Origin of the sequence: Pseudaquabacterium pictum (assembly GCF_005403045.1) — a bacterium.
Classification (GTDB): Bacteria; Pseudomonadota; Gammaproteobacteria; order Burkholderiales; family Burkholderiaceae_C; genus Pseudaquabacterium; species Pseudaquabacterium pictum.
The window spans coordinates 72,925-89,697 of sequence record NZ_BJCL01000016.1; the positions used below are offsets into that span (position 1 = coordinate 72,925).

Sequence of the window (16,773 nt, forward strand, 5' to 3'; positions counted from 1 at the left end):
GGGGCGGTCTCCGGTCTGGTTCTGGACGCACATCATCGGTCCACCACGAACACCACGGCGGTCCGACCCGGCACGCGGAAGGCGCCGGCGGTGCGGTAGAAGGCGGCGGAGGCGGCACGGCGGTCGGCCGCGCCGGCGGACCGGTGCACCGGGTGCAGCACCCAGGGCTGGCCACGGCTGCTGTCGATGGACAGGCTCTGGTCCGCCGGACTGGTGTTGAGCAGCACCAGCAGGCGGGCGAAGCCGGCGCCGGGCAGGCCGCGGCCGTCCAGCTCGGCGGCGATCAGTGCGGGGTTCTGCGCCGGGCCGGTGTCGTGCAGCACCAGCCGCTGCTGCACCGCATCGGCCGTGGTCAGGCGGAACAGGCTGCTGCTGGCGCGGATGCGCAGCAGGTCGAGGAAGCCGTCGCGCACGAAGGCGATGTCGGCCGGCGCCGGCCGCAGGCGTGCATCGGCCAGCCGGGGCGCGGCCAGCGGCCACAGCGCCTGGTTGTCGCCCGCCGGCGGCAGGCCTGTGCCGAAGTGGTTGGTCTGGTGGGTCCAGTCCAGCCGGTTGAACCAGTCGCCCGAGTCGTAGCTGTTGCCGTCCAGCGACTTGCTGCGCAGGACCTCGACGCCCGCATGGAAGTAGGCCACGCCCTGGCTGAAGGCGGTGGTGGCCAGCGCCAGCAGCTGCACCCGGGCACGCTCGGCGGCCGGCGTGTCGATCGGCAGCTTGAAGGCGTTGACATCCCACAGCGTGTGGTTGTCGTGGTTCTCGACGTAGTTCACCACCTCGCCGGGGGCGTCGACATAACCCGCTGGCTGGCCGGCATACACCAGCTGATCGCCGCGACGCGGCGCGCCGGTGTGGCTGGTGAAGGTGTAGCCGCGCAGCGTGCCGGCCAGGCCCAGGCGCACCAGGTCGGCGGCGGCCATCGCGGCGCTGCGGTCTGCACCGTCCGCCTGCCCATTCAGCCAGCCCTGGCGTGCCACCACCGCCGCCGGGCCATCGCCCACGCCACCGCCACGCAGCGCGTCGCGCGCGCGGTCGCTGAACGTGGCAATGCCGGTGCCCGACAGCATGCCCTGCGCCGCCTGCACGAAGCGCGCGCCGTTGGCCACCTCGCCGAAGTTCCAGCCCTCGCCGATCAGCTGGATGTCGCGGCCATTGTCCTGGCGCAGCAGTTGCTGCAGCGCCACCATCGCCTCTTTCGGCTGGTGGCCCATCAGGTCGAAGCGGAAGCTGTCGATGCGGTACTGGCGCGCCCACAGCCGCACCGAATCGAGCATCAGCTTGCGCATCATGCGGTGCTCGGTGGCGGTGTTGTCGCAGCAGGTGCTGCGGGTGATGCGGCCCTGGGCATCCAGCCGGTGGTAGTAGCCCGGCACGATGCGGTCCAGCACCGACTGCGGATGCTGCCCCGCGGCCGACATGTGGTTGTAGACCACGTCCATGCCCACCCGCAGGCCGGCGGCGTGCAGAGACATCACCATCTGGCGGAACTCGCGGATGCGGGTGGCGCCGTCGTCGGCCCGGCTGGCGTAGCTGCCCTCGGGCGCGTTGAAGTGCAGCGGGTCGTAGCCCCAGTTGAAGCAGTCGGTGGCGGCCTGCGCCATCACCGCAGCCTGCTGCGCCGGGCTGTCGGGCGGTGCCGCCGGGACGGTGGGGGTGGTGCAGCCGGATTCGGGCACGCTGGCAATGTCGAACACCGGCAGCAGGTGCACGTCGGTCATACCGGCTTGCGCCAGCGCGCGCAGGTGGCGCATGCCGGCGCTGTCGGCCTGGGTGAAGGCGCCGTATTGGCCGCGCAACGCCGGCGGCACGGTGGCGTCGCCGATGGAGAAATCGCGCACATGCAGCTCGTAGATCGCCAGGCCGGTGTTGCCGGGGCGGGGCGCCGGGCGCGGTGCGGTGGCCCAGCCGCGCGGCTGGGTGGCGGGCTCGTCCAGGCTGCCGATCCAGGTGTGGCGGCCGTCGGTGCCCAGGCTGATGGCGTAGGGATCGGTCACCCGCTGGCGGACCAGGCCGGTGCCCGGCACCCACACATCCACCAGGTAGCGGGCGTAGCGCGCCGGCGGCCGCCCGGGCAGCTGCAGCTGCCAGCTGCCGGTGGCGTCGTCGCGCTGCAGCGCCGGCACCGCGGGTTGGGCGGGGGCGGTGTCGCTGGCATGCAGGCACAGGTGCACCGCCTGGGCAGTGGGCGCCCACAGGCGCAAGCGGGTGGCCTGGCGCGACAGCGTCACGCCCAGGTCGGTGAGGGCCTCGGCGGGGGCGTAGAGATCGTCCAGCGCCGCCGCGGCCTGCACGCCGGTGGCCTGCAGCACGCGGCCGGCGGCGTCTTCCTGCACCAGCAGCAGCTGGCCGCGGTGCAGGGCCTGCAGCCGCGCCGGTGTGGCATCGGCCGGCGCCAAGGCCAGGCGCGCGCCGTCGGCCAGGTGGCGGTGGCGCAGCTGCAGGTCCACCGGCAGCGGCCGCGCCGCCGGCTGCAACACCAGGGCCGATTCGGCACCCTGCGCCGGCTGGCCCGGCGCGGCGACGATGCCGCCGGCCGGCGCATGCAGCAGGCGGAAGCGGCCGGCATCGGCGGTGCCCGGCCACTGCAGGCGGGTGGCATCCAGCCACACCGCGGCGGCGGTGGCCGGCGCGGCATCGGCGCGCAGCACGGTGGCGTGGGTGGAGGCATCGCAGGCGGCGCGCAGCATGCCGGGATCGGCCGCCCACGCCGGCAATCCGCAGGCCGCCAGCACCCCCGCGGCCAGCCACGGGCGCCAGGCCAGGCGGACAGCAGCGCAGAAGCGGAAGGACGGCAGCAAGGTCATGGCACGACAGGCACCCGGGCAAGACAAGCCCGGCAAGCGACTGGGCACCAAAATCATAGCGTAGCAAAACTACAAGACCGCACCCCGCACCATTGAATGCAGGGTAAACACTGGCTGCCAAGCACCTGAATCCAGCGTGCTAGAGTGTAGTTTCGCTACATTCTCAACCATGTCGCCCCACCTGAGCCTGCGCTTCCGTCGCCCATTCGCGCCTGCCGCCGTGGCCCTGGCCGGCGGCCTGCTGGCGGCCGGCTGCGCGTTGCCGCCGGCCACCCCGGGGCCGGATCTGTCGCCGGTGCCGATGCAGGACCCGGGCAGCCCACTCACCGAGGGCTGGCAGCACGGTGCGTTCATGGAAGTCTTCGTGCGCGCCTATGCCGACAGCGACGGCGACGGCATCGGCGACCTGCGCGGCCTCACCAGCAAGCTCGACCACCTGCAGCGCCTGGGCGTGCGCGGCCTCTGGCTGATGCCGGTCACCGCCAATGCCGACGGCGACCATGGCTATGCCACCACCGACTTCCGCGCCATCGCGCCCGAATACGGCACGCTGGCCGACTTCGACGACCTGATCCGCCAGGCCCATGCGCGTGGCATCGGCGTGATCATGGACTACGTGATCAACCACAGCGCCGCCGCGCACCCGCTGTTCGTGGCGGCGCGCCAGGGCCCGGCCAGCCCGTTCCGCGACTGGTTTGTCTGGGCCGATGCCGCGCCCGCTGGCTGGGACATCTGGGGCAACAACCCCTGGTACCACACCGCCAGCCAGCCCTGGCTGCACGGTGGCGACCCGAAGACGCTGGCCCGGCCGGCGCCGGGCGCACGGGATTTCTACTTCGCCACCTTCGGGCCGCAGATGCCCGACTTCAACTTCCGGCACCCGGCGGTGATGGACTACCACGCCAGCAGCCTGCGCTTCTGGCTGAACCGCGGGCTCGACGGCTTCCGGCTGGATGCGGTGCCGCACCTGATCGAGAACAACGCGACCGACTGGAACGACCAGCCCGAAAGCCGCGCGCTGACCGCCGGGATCCAGCGCCTGGTCAAGGCCTACAGCCGGCGCTACACCGTCTGCGAGGCAACCGCCCAGCCACTGGACTACGCCCAGCCCGGCCTGTGTGGCGCCGCCTTCGCCTTCGGCCTGGAATCGGCCCTGGTGCAGGCCGCGCAAGGCGATGCCGCAGCCGTGGCCAAGGTGGCCAGCTACACCGCCGGCGCACCGGCCAGCGCATTGGCCAACATCGGCACCTTCCTGGCCAACCACGACAAGTTCACCGGCCGGCGGCTGATGGACCAGCTGCGCGGCGACGCCGCCGCCTACCGCCTGGCCGCCGCCACCTACCTGCTGCTGCCCGGCACGCCCACCATCTACTACGGCGAGGAGATCGGCCAGGCCGGCGCCGCCGGGCTGGCCGAGGACCCCGAGATCCGCGGCCCGATGAGCTGGACGGCCGATGCCACCACCGGCGGCTTCACCACCGGCCGGCCGTTCCGCGCGCTGGCATCCAATCTCGCCACCCACAACGTGGCCGCCCAGGAGGCCGACCCCACCAGCCTGCTGCACCACTACCGTGCCCTGCTGGCCCTGCGCAACCAGCACCCGGCGGTGGCGCGCGGCAGCTTCCGCCAGGCCCGGGCCGAGGGCGCCACGCTGACATTCCAGCGCCAACTGGGCAGCGACCACCTGGTGATGGCCTACAACTACGGCCGCAGCCCGGCCCGCCTGGCGCTGGCCGGCCTGCCCGCTGGCGCGCGCCTGCAGCCGCTGCTGCGCACGGACGCCCCCGCCGCGCTGCGCGCGGATGGCTCCGGCAACGCCCCGGCCGACCTGGCCGCGCAGAGCTTTGCCGTCTGGCAGGTGCTGCCGGCCGGCGCCCCCTGATCCACCGCACCCCTGCATGCACCCCGACCACGCCCCCGATCCGGCCGACAGCGCTGTCTACGCCGCCCGCGAGGCCGACTGGCGCTGCGGCGCCGTCATCTACCAGGTGCTGGTCGACCGCTTCGCGCCCAGCGCCGACCTGGCGGCCAAGGCCCACCTGTACCCGGCGCCCAAGCAGCTGATGGCCTGGAGCGACACGCCGCGCAACGGCCGCTACCTGGACGACGCCCGGCTGTGGAGCCAGGAGATCCAGTTCTGGGGCGGCGACCTGGCCAGCACCGCCCGCCGGCTGGACCATGTGCGCAGCCTGGGTGCGGATGTGCTGTACCTCAACCCCATCCACCTGGCCTACACCAACCACAAGTACGACGCGCTGGACTACCTGCAGCTGTCGCCCGAGTTCGGCACGATGGACGACTTCCGCGCGCTGGCCGATGCCACCCATGCCCACGGCATGAAGCTGGTGCTGGACGGCGTGTTCAACCACATGGGGCGCAATTCGCCGAAATTCCGGTCGGCCGAGGCCGATGCCGCCAGCCCGTACCGCGCGTGGTTCAACGTCGGCCCCGAATTCCCCGGCGGTGCCCGAAGCTGGTGGCTGGCCGAGAACCTGCCCGAGCTGAACCTGGAGAACCCCGCGGTGCGCGACCACGTCTACGGCGCGACCGATTCGGCGGTGCGCCAGTGGCTGCGCGCCGGTGCCGACGGCTGGCGGCTGGACGTGGCGGTGGACATCGGCTTCCGCTACCTGGCCGAGCTGACCGCTGCCGCCCATGCCGAGAAGCCCGGCTCGCTGGTGGTGGGCGAGATCGCCAACTACCCGGCCGAGTGGTTCCCGCATGTGGATGCGGTGATGCACTTCACCCTGCGCCACATCCTGCTGAAGCTGGCCAGCGGCCAGCTCGACGGCGCCACGGCCATGCGCATGATCCACCGCATGACCGACGACTGCGGCATCGACCACATGCTGCGCAGCTGGATCTACCTGGACAACCACGACACCCCGCGGCTGGCCACCACCTTGCCAGATGCAGCGCAGCGCCGCCTGGCCCAGGTGCTGCAGTTCACGCTGCCTGGCGCGCCCAACCTGTACTACGGCAGCGAGGTCGGCATGGCCGGCGGTGACGACCCGGAAATGCGCGCGCCGATGCGCTGGGATCTGGTCGACGCCGGCCATCCCGAGCTGGACTGGACCCGCCGGCTGATCGCCCTGCACCAGGGCCAGCGGGCACTGAAGGTGGGCCACCTGCGCGCCATCACCAGCCACCGGCTGATCGGCTTCGAGCGCCACACCGACCGGGTGGCCGACACCGTGCTGGTGATCGCCAACCCCACCGACGAGACGGTCACCGAGACGGTGATGACCGGCAACTCGCGGCTGATGAACCCGTTCCACCTGCTTGACCTGCTGGGCACGGCGCCCGGCCCGCTGCGGGTGGAGTGCGGCATGGTGGCGCTGACGCTGCCGCCCAAGGGCGTCGTGGTGCTGCAGCCCGAGGTGCGGCCCGCAGGCGGCTACAGCAGCTACAAGCGGGTGCCGTGATGCGGCAAGCCGCGGCCCTGGCACTGGCGCTGCAGATGGGCGCCGCCCTGGCCCAGGCGCCGGCCGAGGCCAGCGTCTACGACCGCCGCGCCGCCGACTGGCGCAACGGCGCCATCGTCTACCAGGTGCTGGTCGACCGCTTCGCGCCGCCGGCCGACCTGGCCGCCAAACGCCACCTGTACCCGCCGCCCAAGGTGCTGCGCCGCTGGGATGAACCCGCGCGCCGCGGCACCGACAGTGCCGAACTGCGCCTGAACACCCAGGAGCTGGACTTCTGGGGCGGCGACCTGGCCAGCCTGTCGGCCCGGCTCGACCATGTGCGCGGCCTGGGTGTGGACGTGCTGTACCTCAACCCCATCCACCTGGCCTACACCAACCACAAGTACGACGCGCTCGACTTCCAGCAGGTCTCGCCCGAGTTCGGCACGCGTGACGACTTCCGCCGGCTGGCCCGGCAGGCCCATGCCATGGGGCTGAAGGTGGTGCTCGACGGCGTGTTCAACCACATGGGCCGCAATGCGCCGATCTTCCAGCAGGCGCTGGCCGACCCCGCCAGCCCGTACCGCAACTGGTTCGCCATCGGCCCGCAGTACGCCGGCGGCTACCGCAGCTGGACTGGCTTCCAGAACCTGCCCGAACTGAACCTGGAGCACCCGCCGGTGCGCCAGCACCTGTGGCAGGCACCCGGTTCGGTGCTGCGCAGCTGGCTGCGCGACGGCGCCGACGGCTGGCGGCTGGACACCTCGTACGAGCTGGGCACCGCCTACCTGCAGGACCTGCGCACCGCCGCCCGGGCCGAGAAGCCCGATGCGCTCATCGTCGGCGAGATGGTGAACTACCCCGGCGCCTGGATGCAGAGCATCGACGCGGTGATGAACTTCAGCCTGCGCCACATCCTGCTGGGCACGTCCGCCGGCGAGATCAGCCCGGCCGCCGCCAACCGCATGACGGCACGGCTGCTGGCCGACGCCGGCATCGAGCCGATGCTGAAAAGCTGGCTGGTGATCGACAACCACGACATCCCGCGCATCGACACGCTGCTGCCCGATGGGGCCCAGCGGCGCTGGGTGCAGGCGCTGCAGTTCACCCTGCCCGGCGCGCCCAACATCTACTACGGCGCCGAGCTGGGCATGACCGGCGGCGGCGACCCCGAGAACCGCGGCCCGATGCAGTGGGAGCGCCTGCGCGACGACAACCCCGCGCTGCAGTGGATGCGCCAGCTGATCGCATTGCGCCAGCAGCACCGCGCGCTGCGGGTGGGCGACTACCGCACGGTGGAGGCCGAGCGCCTGCTGGCCTTCGAGCGCCACACCGACCGCGCGCTGGAGACGGTGGTGGTGCTGGCCAACCCGGCCGATGTGCCCGTCACCGAGCGGGTGATGGTGGCCAACCCCTGGCTGATGGACGACATGCCGATGATCGACCTGCTGCGCCCGCTGGCCGGCAACAACACGCCGGAGACCGCGCCGCGCTTCGGCGCCGGCTTCCTGACCGTGACCGTGCCGCCGCGCGGCGTACTGGTGCTGCAGCCGCGCCAGCGCGACCTGGGCGGCTACGACCGCTTCAAGCGGGTGCCCTGATGCGCGCTGTCGCCGCCGCCCTGGCCACACTGGCCTTGCTGACGGCCTGTGCCGGCCCCGCCGGGCCGGGCACGCCGGCCACGGCCGCCGGCTGCAGCGCACCGCCGCTGGGCCCCACCACGCTGTACCTGCGCGGCACCATGAACCAGTGGCAGCCCGACGAGTCGGCCGAGTTCCGCTGGACCTGCCATGCCTACCTGCTGAACGTGCAGCTCAGCGGCACCCAGCGCTTCAAGATCGCCGACGACAGCTGGAGCGCGTCCAGCATCTTCGGCAACGCGCCCGGCCAGGGCGGCGACGGCCTGCCGGCGGTGCTGTCGGTCGGCACCACCACCGCCGACCTGCAGGCCCGCTTCGACGGCCAGCCGCAGACCCTGCGCCTGGCGCTGGACGCCGCCGGCCCGCGCCTGCAACTGCTGCCCGGCCATGTGGACGCCGCCCGGCCGCAGGCCGTCACCGACCCGGTGGCGCTGAGCCTGCGCCACGACAGCCGGGCGCTGGCCGACAAGTCGCCCTTCGGCGCGGTGCCGGCCGGCACCACGGTGCAGTTCGGCCTCACGGCCCTGCCCGGCGTGGAATCGGCCACGCTGGTGGTGGAACGTCGCCGGCTGGAAGGCGACCAGACCCGGCTGGACTACACCGAGGTGGCCCGCATCCCGATGCAACGAGGCCAGGGCACCACCGCCGGCACCGAGCGCTTCACTGCCAGCCACCGCTTCGGTGATGTCAGCGTGCACGGCTACTGGTTCGCCGTGCGCATCGGCGGACGCGACTACGTCCTGCAGAACAACCGCGACGCCATCCACTGGACGCGCGAGCGCGGCAGCAACGGCCTGGCGGTGGTCGACTGGCAGCCGCCCACCGAGCGGCGCGTCCGCCGGCTGCGCCTCAGCGTCTACCAGCCCGGCTTCCAGACGCCCGACTGGGCGGCCGACGCGGTGTACTACTACGTCTTCCCCGAGCGCTTCCGCAATGGCGACCGCAGCAACGACCCCCAGCCCGGCAGCCGCCGCTACCAGACCCACGGCATCGAACTGCACCCGCGCTGGACCGGTGTGCCCTTCAAGCCCGGCAGCGGCGATGGATCGGATGCCGCGCACAACAACGACTTCTTCGGCGGCGACCTGGCCGGCATCATCGAGAAGCTGGACCACATCCGCGCGCTGGGTGCGAACACGCTGTACATGACGCCGGTGTTCCAGGCCGCCAGCAACCACAAGTACGACACCGGCGACTTCACACGCATCGACCCCGGCTTCGGCAGCAACGCCGACTTCACCCGGCTGACGCTGGAGGCCGCGAAGCGCGGCATCCGCGTGGTGGTCGACACCTCGCTGAACCACACCGGCAGCGATTCGCCGTACTTCGACCGCTACGGCAACTTCACCACCGGCGCCGATGGACAACCGAACATCGGCGCCTTCTCGAACGGGCGCATCCGCGCCGATTCCCCCTTCGCCGCCTGGTACCGCTTCGACCCGACGCAGACCAACCCCGACCGCCAGTACACCGGCTGGGCCGGCACGCCCGACCTGCCCGAGCTGGACAAGAACGCGCCGGCCTGGCGTGACTTTGCCTACCGCGCGCCCGACAGCGTGACACGCCGTTGGCTGCAGGCCGGCGCCAGCGGCTGGCGCATGGACGTGGCGCCCTGGGTGCCCGACGACTTCTGGCGCGAGTGGCGGGCCGTGGTCAAGCAGACCGACCCGCAGGCCATCACCATCGCCGAGACCTGGTGGGACGCCAGCAAGCACCTGCTGGGCGACATGTTCGACTCGACGATGAACTACATCTTCCGCAACGCGGTGCTCGACTATGCGGCGGGCGGTGCGGCCAGCGCCAGCCTGCGCCACCTGGAGCTGGTGCGCGAGCAGTACCCGGCTCCGGCCTTCCATGCGCTGATGAACCTGCTGAGCACGCACGACCAGCCGCGCGCGCTGCACCGCTTCGGCGACACCCGCATCGGCGGGCCGGTGGTCGATGCCACCACCGTGGCCCGTGCCAAGCGCCGGCTGGAACTGGCAGTGCTGCTGCAGATGAGCTACCCCGGCGCGCCGGCCATCTACTACGGCGACGAGGTCGGCCTGACCGGCGGCGACGACCCCTACAACCGCGCACCCTTCCCCTGGGCCGACCAGGGCGGCCAGCCCGACGAGGCCCTGCATGCCCAGTTCCGCCGCATGACGGCGATGCGCCAGGCCCACCCGGTGCTGCGCCGCGGCACCCTGCTGGCGCCGCTGGCGCTGGAGTCGCCCGACGAGGCGGTGGTGGTGCTGGCCCGGAGGCTGGGCGATGGCGCACAGGCCACCTGGGCGCTGACCGCCTTCAACAACGCCGAGGCGCCGCGCACGGTGCAGGTGCGGCTGCCAGATGGCGCGCCCGCGGGCGCCTGGACAGCCGCCTGGGGCGACGGCCCGGCCACGGCGCAGGATGGCCGGATGACGCTGACCCTGCCGCCGCTGGGCGGGCGGGTGCTGGTGCGCCAGCCCGGATAGCAGCCGGACAGTGCTGTCAGCCCGGGAAAGCCGGGCTGGGCAGCGCGGCGTCAGGCTGCCATGCTGCAGCCGAATGAATCCGTACCGCATCGGCAGCGGCGCCGGCTACGCCGGTGACCGCATCGACCCCGCCCAGGCGCTGGCCGAGCATGGCCGGCTGCACGCCTTGGTGTTCGAGTGCCTGGCAGAGCGCACCATCGCCCTGGCCCAGCTGCGCCGCAGCCGCGATCCGTCGCAGGGCTACGACCCGCTGCTGCCCGAGCGCCTGCGCGCCGTGCTGCCGGCTTGCGTGCGCCAGGGCACCACGGTCATCAGCAACATGGGCGCCGCCCACCCGCTGGCCGCCGGCCAGGCCGCACTGGCGGTGGGCCGCGAACTGGGCCTGCCGCGGCTGGCGGTGGCGGTGTTGACCGGCGACGACGTGCTGCCCTGGGTGCGCCGCCACAACCCGGCCTTGCTGGATCCGGCGCCCGGCGGCCCCACCTGCGCCGCCGACCTGGGCGACCGGCTGCTGTCGGCCAATGCCTACCTGGGCGCCGATGCCCTGCTGCCGGCGCTGGCGATGGGTGCCGACGTGGTGCTCACCGGCCGGGTCGCCGACCCGGCGCTGTTCCTGGCGCCGCTGATGCACCACCACGGCTGGGCGGCGGACGACTGGCCGCGGCTGGGCCGGGGCGTGCTGGTCGGCCACCTGCTGGAGTGCGCGGGCCAGGTCAGCGGCGGCTACATCGCCGAGCCGGGTCGGCTGGACATCCCCGGCCTGGCGGACCTGGGCTTTCCGCTGGCCGAGGTGCAGGCCGATGGCAGCGCCGTCATCACCAAGCTGCCCGGCACCGGCGGCTGCGTGACCCGGCTGACCTGCACCGCCCAGCTGCTCTACGAGATCGAGGACCCGGCGCGCTACCTGCAGCCCGACGTGGTGGCCGACTTCGCCCGCGTGCAGTTTGCCGACCTCGGCGGCGACCGGGTGCAGGTGCAGGGCGGCCACGGCCACCCGCGGCCCGACCAGCTGAAAGCCACGCTGGGCTACCGCGACGGCTGGATCGGCGAGGGCCAGATCTCCTACGCCGGCCCGGGCGCGGTGGCGCGCGGCCGGCTGGCGCTGCAGTTGCTGCAGCACCGCCTGGACCGGCTGGGCTGGGCCGGCCTGGAGCACCGGGCCGACCTGATCGGCGTCGATGCGATGCACGGCCCCGGCCTGGGCGCCGACCGCGCGCCCTACGAGGTGCGGGTGCGTCTGGCGGTGCGCTGCACCACCCAGGCCCAGGCCGAGCGGGTGGGCCAGGAGGTGGAGGCGCTGTACCTCAACGGCCCGGCCGGTGGCGGCGGCGTCACCCAATCGGTGCGCGAGGTGATCGCCGCCGCCTCGGCCCTGGTGCCGCGCGCCGCCGCGCAGCCGGCCGTCACCCGGATGGACCTGTCGCCCCATGAAGCTGCATGACATCGCCATCGCCCGCTCGGGCGACAAGGGCAACCGCGCCACGCTCAGCGTGATTGCGCTGGACCCGGCGCACTACCCGCTGCTGGAACAGCTGCTGACGCCCGAGCGCGTGCAGGCCCACTACCGCGGCGTGGTGCACGGCCCGGTGACGCGCCACCTGCTGCCGCAGCTGGGTGCCGTGCACTTCGTGCTGGCGCAGGCGCTGGGCGGCGGCGTCACCCGCTCGCTGGCGCTGGATGCGCACGGCAAGACACTCGCCAGCGCCATCCTCGACCTGCCGCTGGACGCAGACGGCAGCCACCAGCCGGCAGCGCGCTGACAATCCGCCCGCACGACCCCGCACCCAACACCACAACGCGACAGGAGACCGTCCCCATGCCCCAAGTCAACCGCCGCCTCGCCCTGGCCACGGCCGCCCTGCTGTGCATCGGCACCGCGCAGGCCCAGTCCTGGCCGACCAAGTCCATCCGCGCGGTGGTGCCGTTTGCCGCTGGCAGCGCCACCGACCAGATCGGCCGTGCCTTTGCCGAGAAGATGTCGGCCACGCTGGGCCAGCCCATCGTCATCGACAACAAGCCCGGCGCCAACGGCATGCTGGGCGCGGACATCGTGGCCAAGGCGCCAGCCGACGGCTACACCATCCTCGTGGGCACCAACAGCACCAATGCGGCGCTGAAGTTCCTGATGAAGCAGCTGCCCTACGACCAGGACAAGGCCTTCACGCCAGTGGGCTTTCTGGGCTCGGTGCCGCTGATGGTGGCCGTCAACAACGACGTGCCCGCCAAGACGCTGAAGGAGTTCGTCGACCTGGCCAAGGCCAAGCCCGGCCAGGTGAGCTTCGCCTATGCCAGCACCTCGCAGCAGGTCAGCTCGGAGATGCTGGCCAGCATGGCCGGCATCACGATGAACCCGATCCCCTACAAGGCCGGCCCGGCGGCGATGACCGACCTGATCGGCGGCCAGGTCAACATGTTCAGCGCCGACTTCGGCGTGACCGTGCCGCAGCACAAGGCCGGCAAGATCCGTGGCCTGGCGGTGACATCGATGAAGCGCTCGGCCGCCGTGCCGGACCTGCCGACGGTCAACGAGGCGCTGGGCCTGAAGGACTACGAGCTGATCGCCTACTTCGCGGTGTTCGCCCCGGCCGGCACGCCGCCGGAGATCGTGAACAAGCTCAACGCGGCCATCAACGCCGCCGCCGCGGCCAAGGACCTGCAGGACAAGTTCCAGGCCATCGGCTTCGCCATCGACCCGGGCACGCCGGATGCGCTGGCCAAGCGCAACCAGGCCGAGACGGTGAAGTGGGCCAAGGCCATCCGCGACGCGAAGATCGAGCCGCAGTGAGTGGATGGTCGGCGCCGTCAGCGGCTGCCGGCCGTCAAGCCAGCGGGGTGCCTGCCGATATTGACCCGAGGCCGCACACCCGCGGTCAGCGGCCCGCATGGACCCTTCCACCGTCATCCTGATCCTGGCGCTGAACCTGATCGCCATCGGCGGCTTGCTGGCGATGATCGGCCGCCGCATGGACGACGCGGCGGGCATGCGCGGCTTCGCCACCGGCTCGCTGGTGTTCGGCCTGGCCTACCTGCTGCGCCTGGCCCTGGGCCACGCCAGCACGTCCCTGGCGGCCGTGCTGCCGGATGCGGCCATGGTCTACGCGACGCTGTGCTACGCCACCGGCCTGCGCCAGTTCGGTGGCCGGCCGCCGCTGGGCCAGCGCGCCATCGCCGGCTGGACGCTGGGCTTCGCCACGCTGTCGCTGGCCTGCACCCTGGCCTGGCAGGACGTGGGCCGGCATGCGGTGCTCAATGCCGGCCTGGCCCACAACTACCTGTGGCTGTCGGTGCTGGCGACGCTGGGCACACGGCGCGTCATCGGCACCATGCGCTGGCCGCTGACGGTGCTGGCGGTGATCACCGGCATGCTGGGCCTGCTGACGGCCGTGCGCGCGGTGGCCGCCGTCAGCCTGGGCGTGCAGCCGCTGTTCAACGGCCTGCCAGCGCAGATCTACTACGGCTATGCCACCATCACCACCGTGCTGCTGGGCCCCAACCTGCTGTGGATGGTGTTCGTGCAGCTCAACGACCGCCTGGCCCGGCTGGCCACGCACGACCCGCTGACCGGCCTGCTCAACCGCAACGGTCTGGACGCCGCGCTGGACCGCCACTTCGGCAGCCGGCCAGCCCAGGCCCTGGTGCTGTGCCAGATCGACATCGACCACTTCAAGCAGATCAACGACAGCCACGGCCATGCCGCGGGCGATGCCGTTCTGCAGGGCGTGGCCGGCACGCTGGCGGCCCATGTGCGCGGCGGTGACTTCGTGGCCCGCCTGGGCGGCGAGGAGTTCCTGGTGGGCTGCTGTGGCGCCGGTCTGGCGCAGGACCAGGCCCTGGCCTTGGCCGAGCGCCTGCGCGACGCACTGGCTGCGCAAAGCCACCCGCTGGCCGGCGGCACCAGCCTGCGCTGCACCGTCAGCATCGGCGTGTCGCCGGCCATCGTGGCACGCAGCGGCTGGGAGGCGGCACTGCGCGCCGCCGACGCCGCGCTGTACCAGGCCAAGCATGCAGGCCGCAACCGGGTGGTGGTGGCGGCGCCGTCGGTCTGAAGGCGGCTACCGCGCCGCCGCGCGCGCGGCGGCCAGCGCCGGCAGCAGCCGGTCGCGCCAGACGGCGTAGCCGGCCTCGCTGGGGTGCAGGCCATCGACGAACAGCCGCGCCTGCTGCCGGCCCTGTGCATCGACGAAGGCGGGGTACAGGTCCAGCCAGGTGGTGAAGCCGGCGAACTCGGCGCTGCGCGCCAGCGCCGCCAGCCGCATGTTCACCGGCTTGACGACGGCGTCGTCGCGCGCCGGCTCGCTGGTGGGCAGGATCGACTGCAGCAGCAACCGCGCGCCGGGTTGGCGGGCGTGCAGGGCGCGCGCCACCGCCAGCACGCCGGCGTACACGCTGTCGGCCACCGGCTGCTCGGCGGCGTAGGAGTTGTTGATGCCGACCATCAGCACGATGAACTCGGGTGCCAGCGCGGGATTGTCCAGTTGGCCGAGCCCGCCCTGCGACTTGGGCAGGATGCGGTGCAGCAGGTGCTCGGTGCGGTCGCCCGAGATGCCGATGTTCAGCGCCAGGTTCTCGGGCACCGCGCCGCCGAAGGCGGTGTCCCAGATCGCACGGCCGTGCAGGCGGCCCGGGATCCAGGGGTCATCGCCGAGCAGCCAGAAGTCGGTGATCGAGTCACCGACGAACAACAGCTTCACCGCGCGCAGGCGGTCGCTGTCGGCCACCTGGGCATCGATGGTGGCCTGGCGCTGCTGCCAGTACTCGATGCGCGGCACCGGCCGGGTCGACGCGAAATCGGCCGCCAGCGCGCTGTGGGCGCCAAGGCCGGCGCCGGCGGCGCACAGGGTGGCCAGCAGGCCGTGGAAGGATGTCGGGCGCACGGGCGGTCTCCGGTGTTGGGGGGTGGACGCCCGGCGCAGCCCCCGGCCGCTGCCGGTCAGCCACCCGCCGCGCAGTGCGCGGCCAGGTAGTCGGCATGGCGCGGCATCGCGCCGGCATGCTGGGCCACGCCGCGTTCGATGTTGGCCAGGAAGAACGCCGCCTCGTCGTCGCTCAGCACATCGGCCAGCGGCTGGTGCGCCTGCGGCACCAGGCCCTGGCCCACCAGCACCTGCAGCCAGCTCACCTCGCTGAAGATGTCCGACGGCGCGCGGAACAGCCGGCCGGTGGCGCGGAACAGCTGCAGCTTCTCGGTCAGCGTGGCCGGCAGCTCCATCGTGCGCACCCGGGTCCAGAACGGCGTGTCGTCGCGCCGCGTCAGGTGGTAGTGCAGGATGATGAAGTCGCGCACCCGCTCGAACTCGGAATCGGCCTGGCGGTTGTGCTCGGCGGTGTTCAGCGGGTCGAAGTCCAGCGTGGGGAAGAACTGCAGCAGCCGCGAGATGCTGCTCTGCACCAGGTACAGGCTGGTCGATTCCAGCGGCTCCAGGAAGCCGCTGGCCAGGCCCACCGCCACCACGTTGCGGTGCCACAGCTTGCGCCGCTTGCCGGTGACGAAGCGCAGCGGCCGCGGCTCGGCCAGCGGCCGGCCGTCCAGGTGCGCCATCAGCTGGGCGGTGGCCTCGTCCTCGCTGATGTGGCGGCTGCAGAAGACATGGCCGTTGCCGATGCGGTGCTGCAGCGGGATGCGCCACTGCCAGCCGGCGCCGCGGGCGGTGGCGCGGGTGTAGGGCTCGGGCGGGCCGGTGCGCTCGCAGGGCACGGCCACCGCGCGGTCGCAGGGCAGCCAGTGGCTCCAGTCCTCGTAGCCGGTGTGCAGGGCCCGCTCGATCAGCAGGCCGGTGAAGCCCGAGCAGTCGATGAACAGCTCGCCCTCCACCCGCCGGCCGTCGGCCAGCACCACCGCCTGCACGTGGCCATCGCCGGGGCGCAGCTGCACATCGGCGATGCGGCCTTCGGTGCGCACCACGCCCTTGGCCTCGCTGTAGCGGCGCAGGTAGCGGGCGTACAGGCCGGCGTCGAAGTGGTAGGCATAGGCCGTGCCCACGGTGGGCAGGCCGGGCGCCTGGGCCTGCGGTGCGAAGCGGCCGGCCAGCGCCGCCACGGTGTTGAGGGTGTAGTGGCCCAGCGGCTGCGCGCGGCCCTGGCGCAGCATCTTCAGCCAGTAGTGGTGGAAGGGCACCAGGCCCAGGTCCTGGCCCACGCCGCCGAAGCTGTGCAGGTAGCGCTCGCCGCGCTGGCCCCAGTCGACGAACTCGATGCCCAGCTTGTAAGTGCCCTGGGTGGCGCGCACGAAGTCGTGCTCGTCAATGCCCAGCGCGCTGTTGAACAGGCGCATCTGCGGGATGGTGGCCTCGCCCACGCCCACGGTGCCGATCTCGTCGGATTCCACCAGCTGGATGCGCACCCGCCCTTCCAGCACCTGGGCCAGCGCGGCGGCCACCATCCAGCCGGCGCTGCCGCCACCGACGATCACCACCTCGCGCACTGCACGTCCGTCCTGCATGGCTGGCTTGCTCCTCAAGCAGGCGGGCCCTGG

11 protein-coding genes are annotated in these 16,773 nt (G+C 72.5%); 8 read left to right on the forward strand and 3 right to left on the reverse strand.

Features of this window, described 5'->3' with window-relative positions; translation table 11 throughout:
- Positions 1-32 precede the first annotated feature (32 nt).
- Positions 33-2,801, reverse strand: a complete 2,769-nt coding sequence (locus FFT10_RS22575) for an alpha-1,6-glucosidase domain-containing protein (RefSeq protein ID WP_137735144.1) — start codon at positions 2,799-2,801, stop codon at positions 33-35.
- Positions 2,802-2,970: 169 nt separating this feature from the next.
- On the opposite strand from FFT10_RS22575, the gene FFT10_RS22580 reads away from it, so the two are divergent.
- The 8 genes from FFT10_RS22580 (at position 2,971) to FFT10_RS22615 (ending at position 14,347) form a co-directional block, all read left to right on the forward strand.
- On the forward strand, positions 2,971-4,683 hold the full coding sequence (locus tag FFT10_RS22580; protein ID WP_137735145.1) for an alpha-amylase family glycosyl hydrolase: 1,713 nt from the start codon (positions 2,971-2,973) through the stop codon (positions 4,681-4,683).
- A gap of 16 nt (positions 4,684-4,699) precedes the next feature.
- Positions 4,700-6,226 carry an alpha-amylase family glycosyl hydrolase gene (locus tag FFT10_RS22585; protein WP_137735146.1) on the forward strand — a complete coding sequence of 509 codons (1,527 nt, stop codon included), beginning with the start codon at positions 4,700-4,702 and terminating at the stop codon, positions 6,224-6,226.
- Positions 6,226-7,806: a glycoside hydrolase family 13 protein gene (locus tag FFT10_RS22590; protein ID WP_137735147.1), complete on the forward strand. Its 1,581-nt coding sequence runs from the start codon at positions 6,226-6,228 to the stop codon at positions 7,804-7,806. Before FFT10_RS22585 ends, FFT10_RS22590 begins: the two co-directional genes overlap by 1 nt.
- A complete protein-coding gene (locus FFT10_RS22595) occupies positions 7,806-10,301 on the forward strand; it encodes a glycoside hydrolase family 13 protein (protein WP_137735148.1) in 2,496 nt (831 codons plus the stop codon). The genes FFT10_RS22590 and FFT10_RS22595 overlap by 1 nt, the downstream gene beginning before the upstream one ends.
- A gap of 73 nt (positions 10,302-10,374) precedes the next feature.
- Entirely contained in the window at positions 10,375-11,742 is a 1,368-nt protein-coding gene (locus FFT10_RS22600; RefSeq protein WP_137735149.1) for an acyclic terpene utilization AtuA family protein, read from the forward strand.
- Entirely contained in the window at positions 11,729-12,061 is a 333-nt protein-coding gene (locus FFT10_RS22605; RefSeq protein WP_137735150.1) for an AtuA-related protein, read from the forward strand. Before FFT10_RS22600 ends, FFT10_RS22605 begins: the two co-directional genes overlap by 14 nt.
- A gap of 56 nt (positions 12,062-12,117) precedes the next feature.
- Positions 12,118-13,086, forward strand: coding sequence for a Bug family tripartite tricarboxylate transporter substrate binding protein (locus FFT10_RS22610; RefSeq protein ID WP_137735151.1), 969 nt, complete (start codon positions 12,118-12,120; stop codon positions 13,084-13,086).
- Positions 13,087-13,183: 97 nt separating this feature from the next.
- Positions 13,184-14,347: a GGDEF domain-containing protein gene (locus tag FFT10_RS22615; RefSeq protein WP_137735152.1), complete on the forward strand. Its 1,164-nt coding sequence runs from the start codon at positions 13,184-13,186 to the stop codon at positions 14,345-14,347.
- Between the two features lie 6 nt (positions 14,348-14,353).
- Here the strand turns inward: FFT10_RS22615 and FFT10_RS27830 are convergent, their stop codons facing one another.
- Together FFT10_RS27830 and FFT10_RS22625 are read right to left on the reverse strand one after the other, a co-directional pair.
- Positions 14,354-15,175 (reverse strand): GDSL-type esterase/lipase family protein, encoded by an 822-nt coding sequence (locus FFT10_RS27830; RefSeq protein WP_162520883.1) that lies wholly within the window; start codon positions 15,173-15,175, stop codon positions 14,354-14,356.
- Positions 15,176-15,231: 56 nt separating this feature from the next.
- Positions 15,232-16,740: a tryptophan halogenase family protein gene (locus FFT10_RS22625; RefSeq protein WP_137735154.1), complete on the reverse strand. Its 1,509-nt coding sequence runs from the start codon at positions 16,738-16,740 to the stop codon at positions 15,232-15,234.
- Positions 16,741-16,773: the final 33 nt, after the last annotated feature.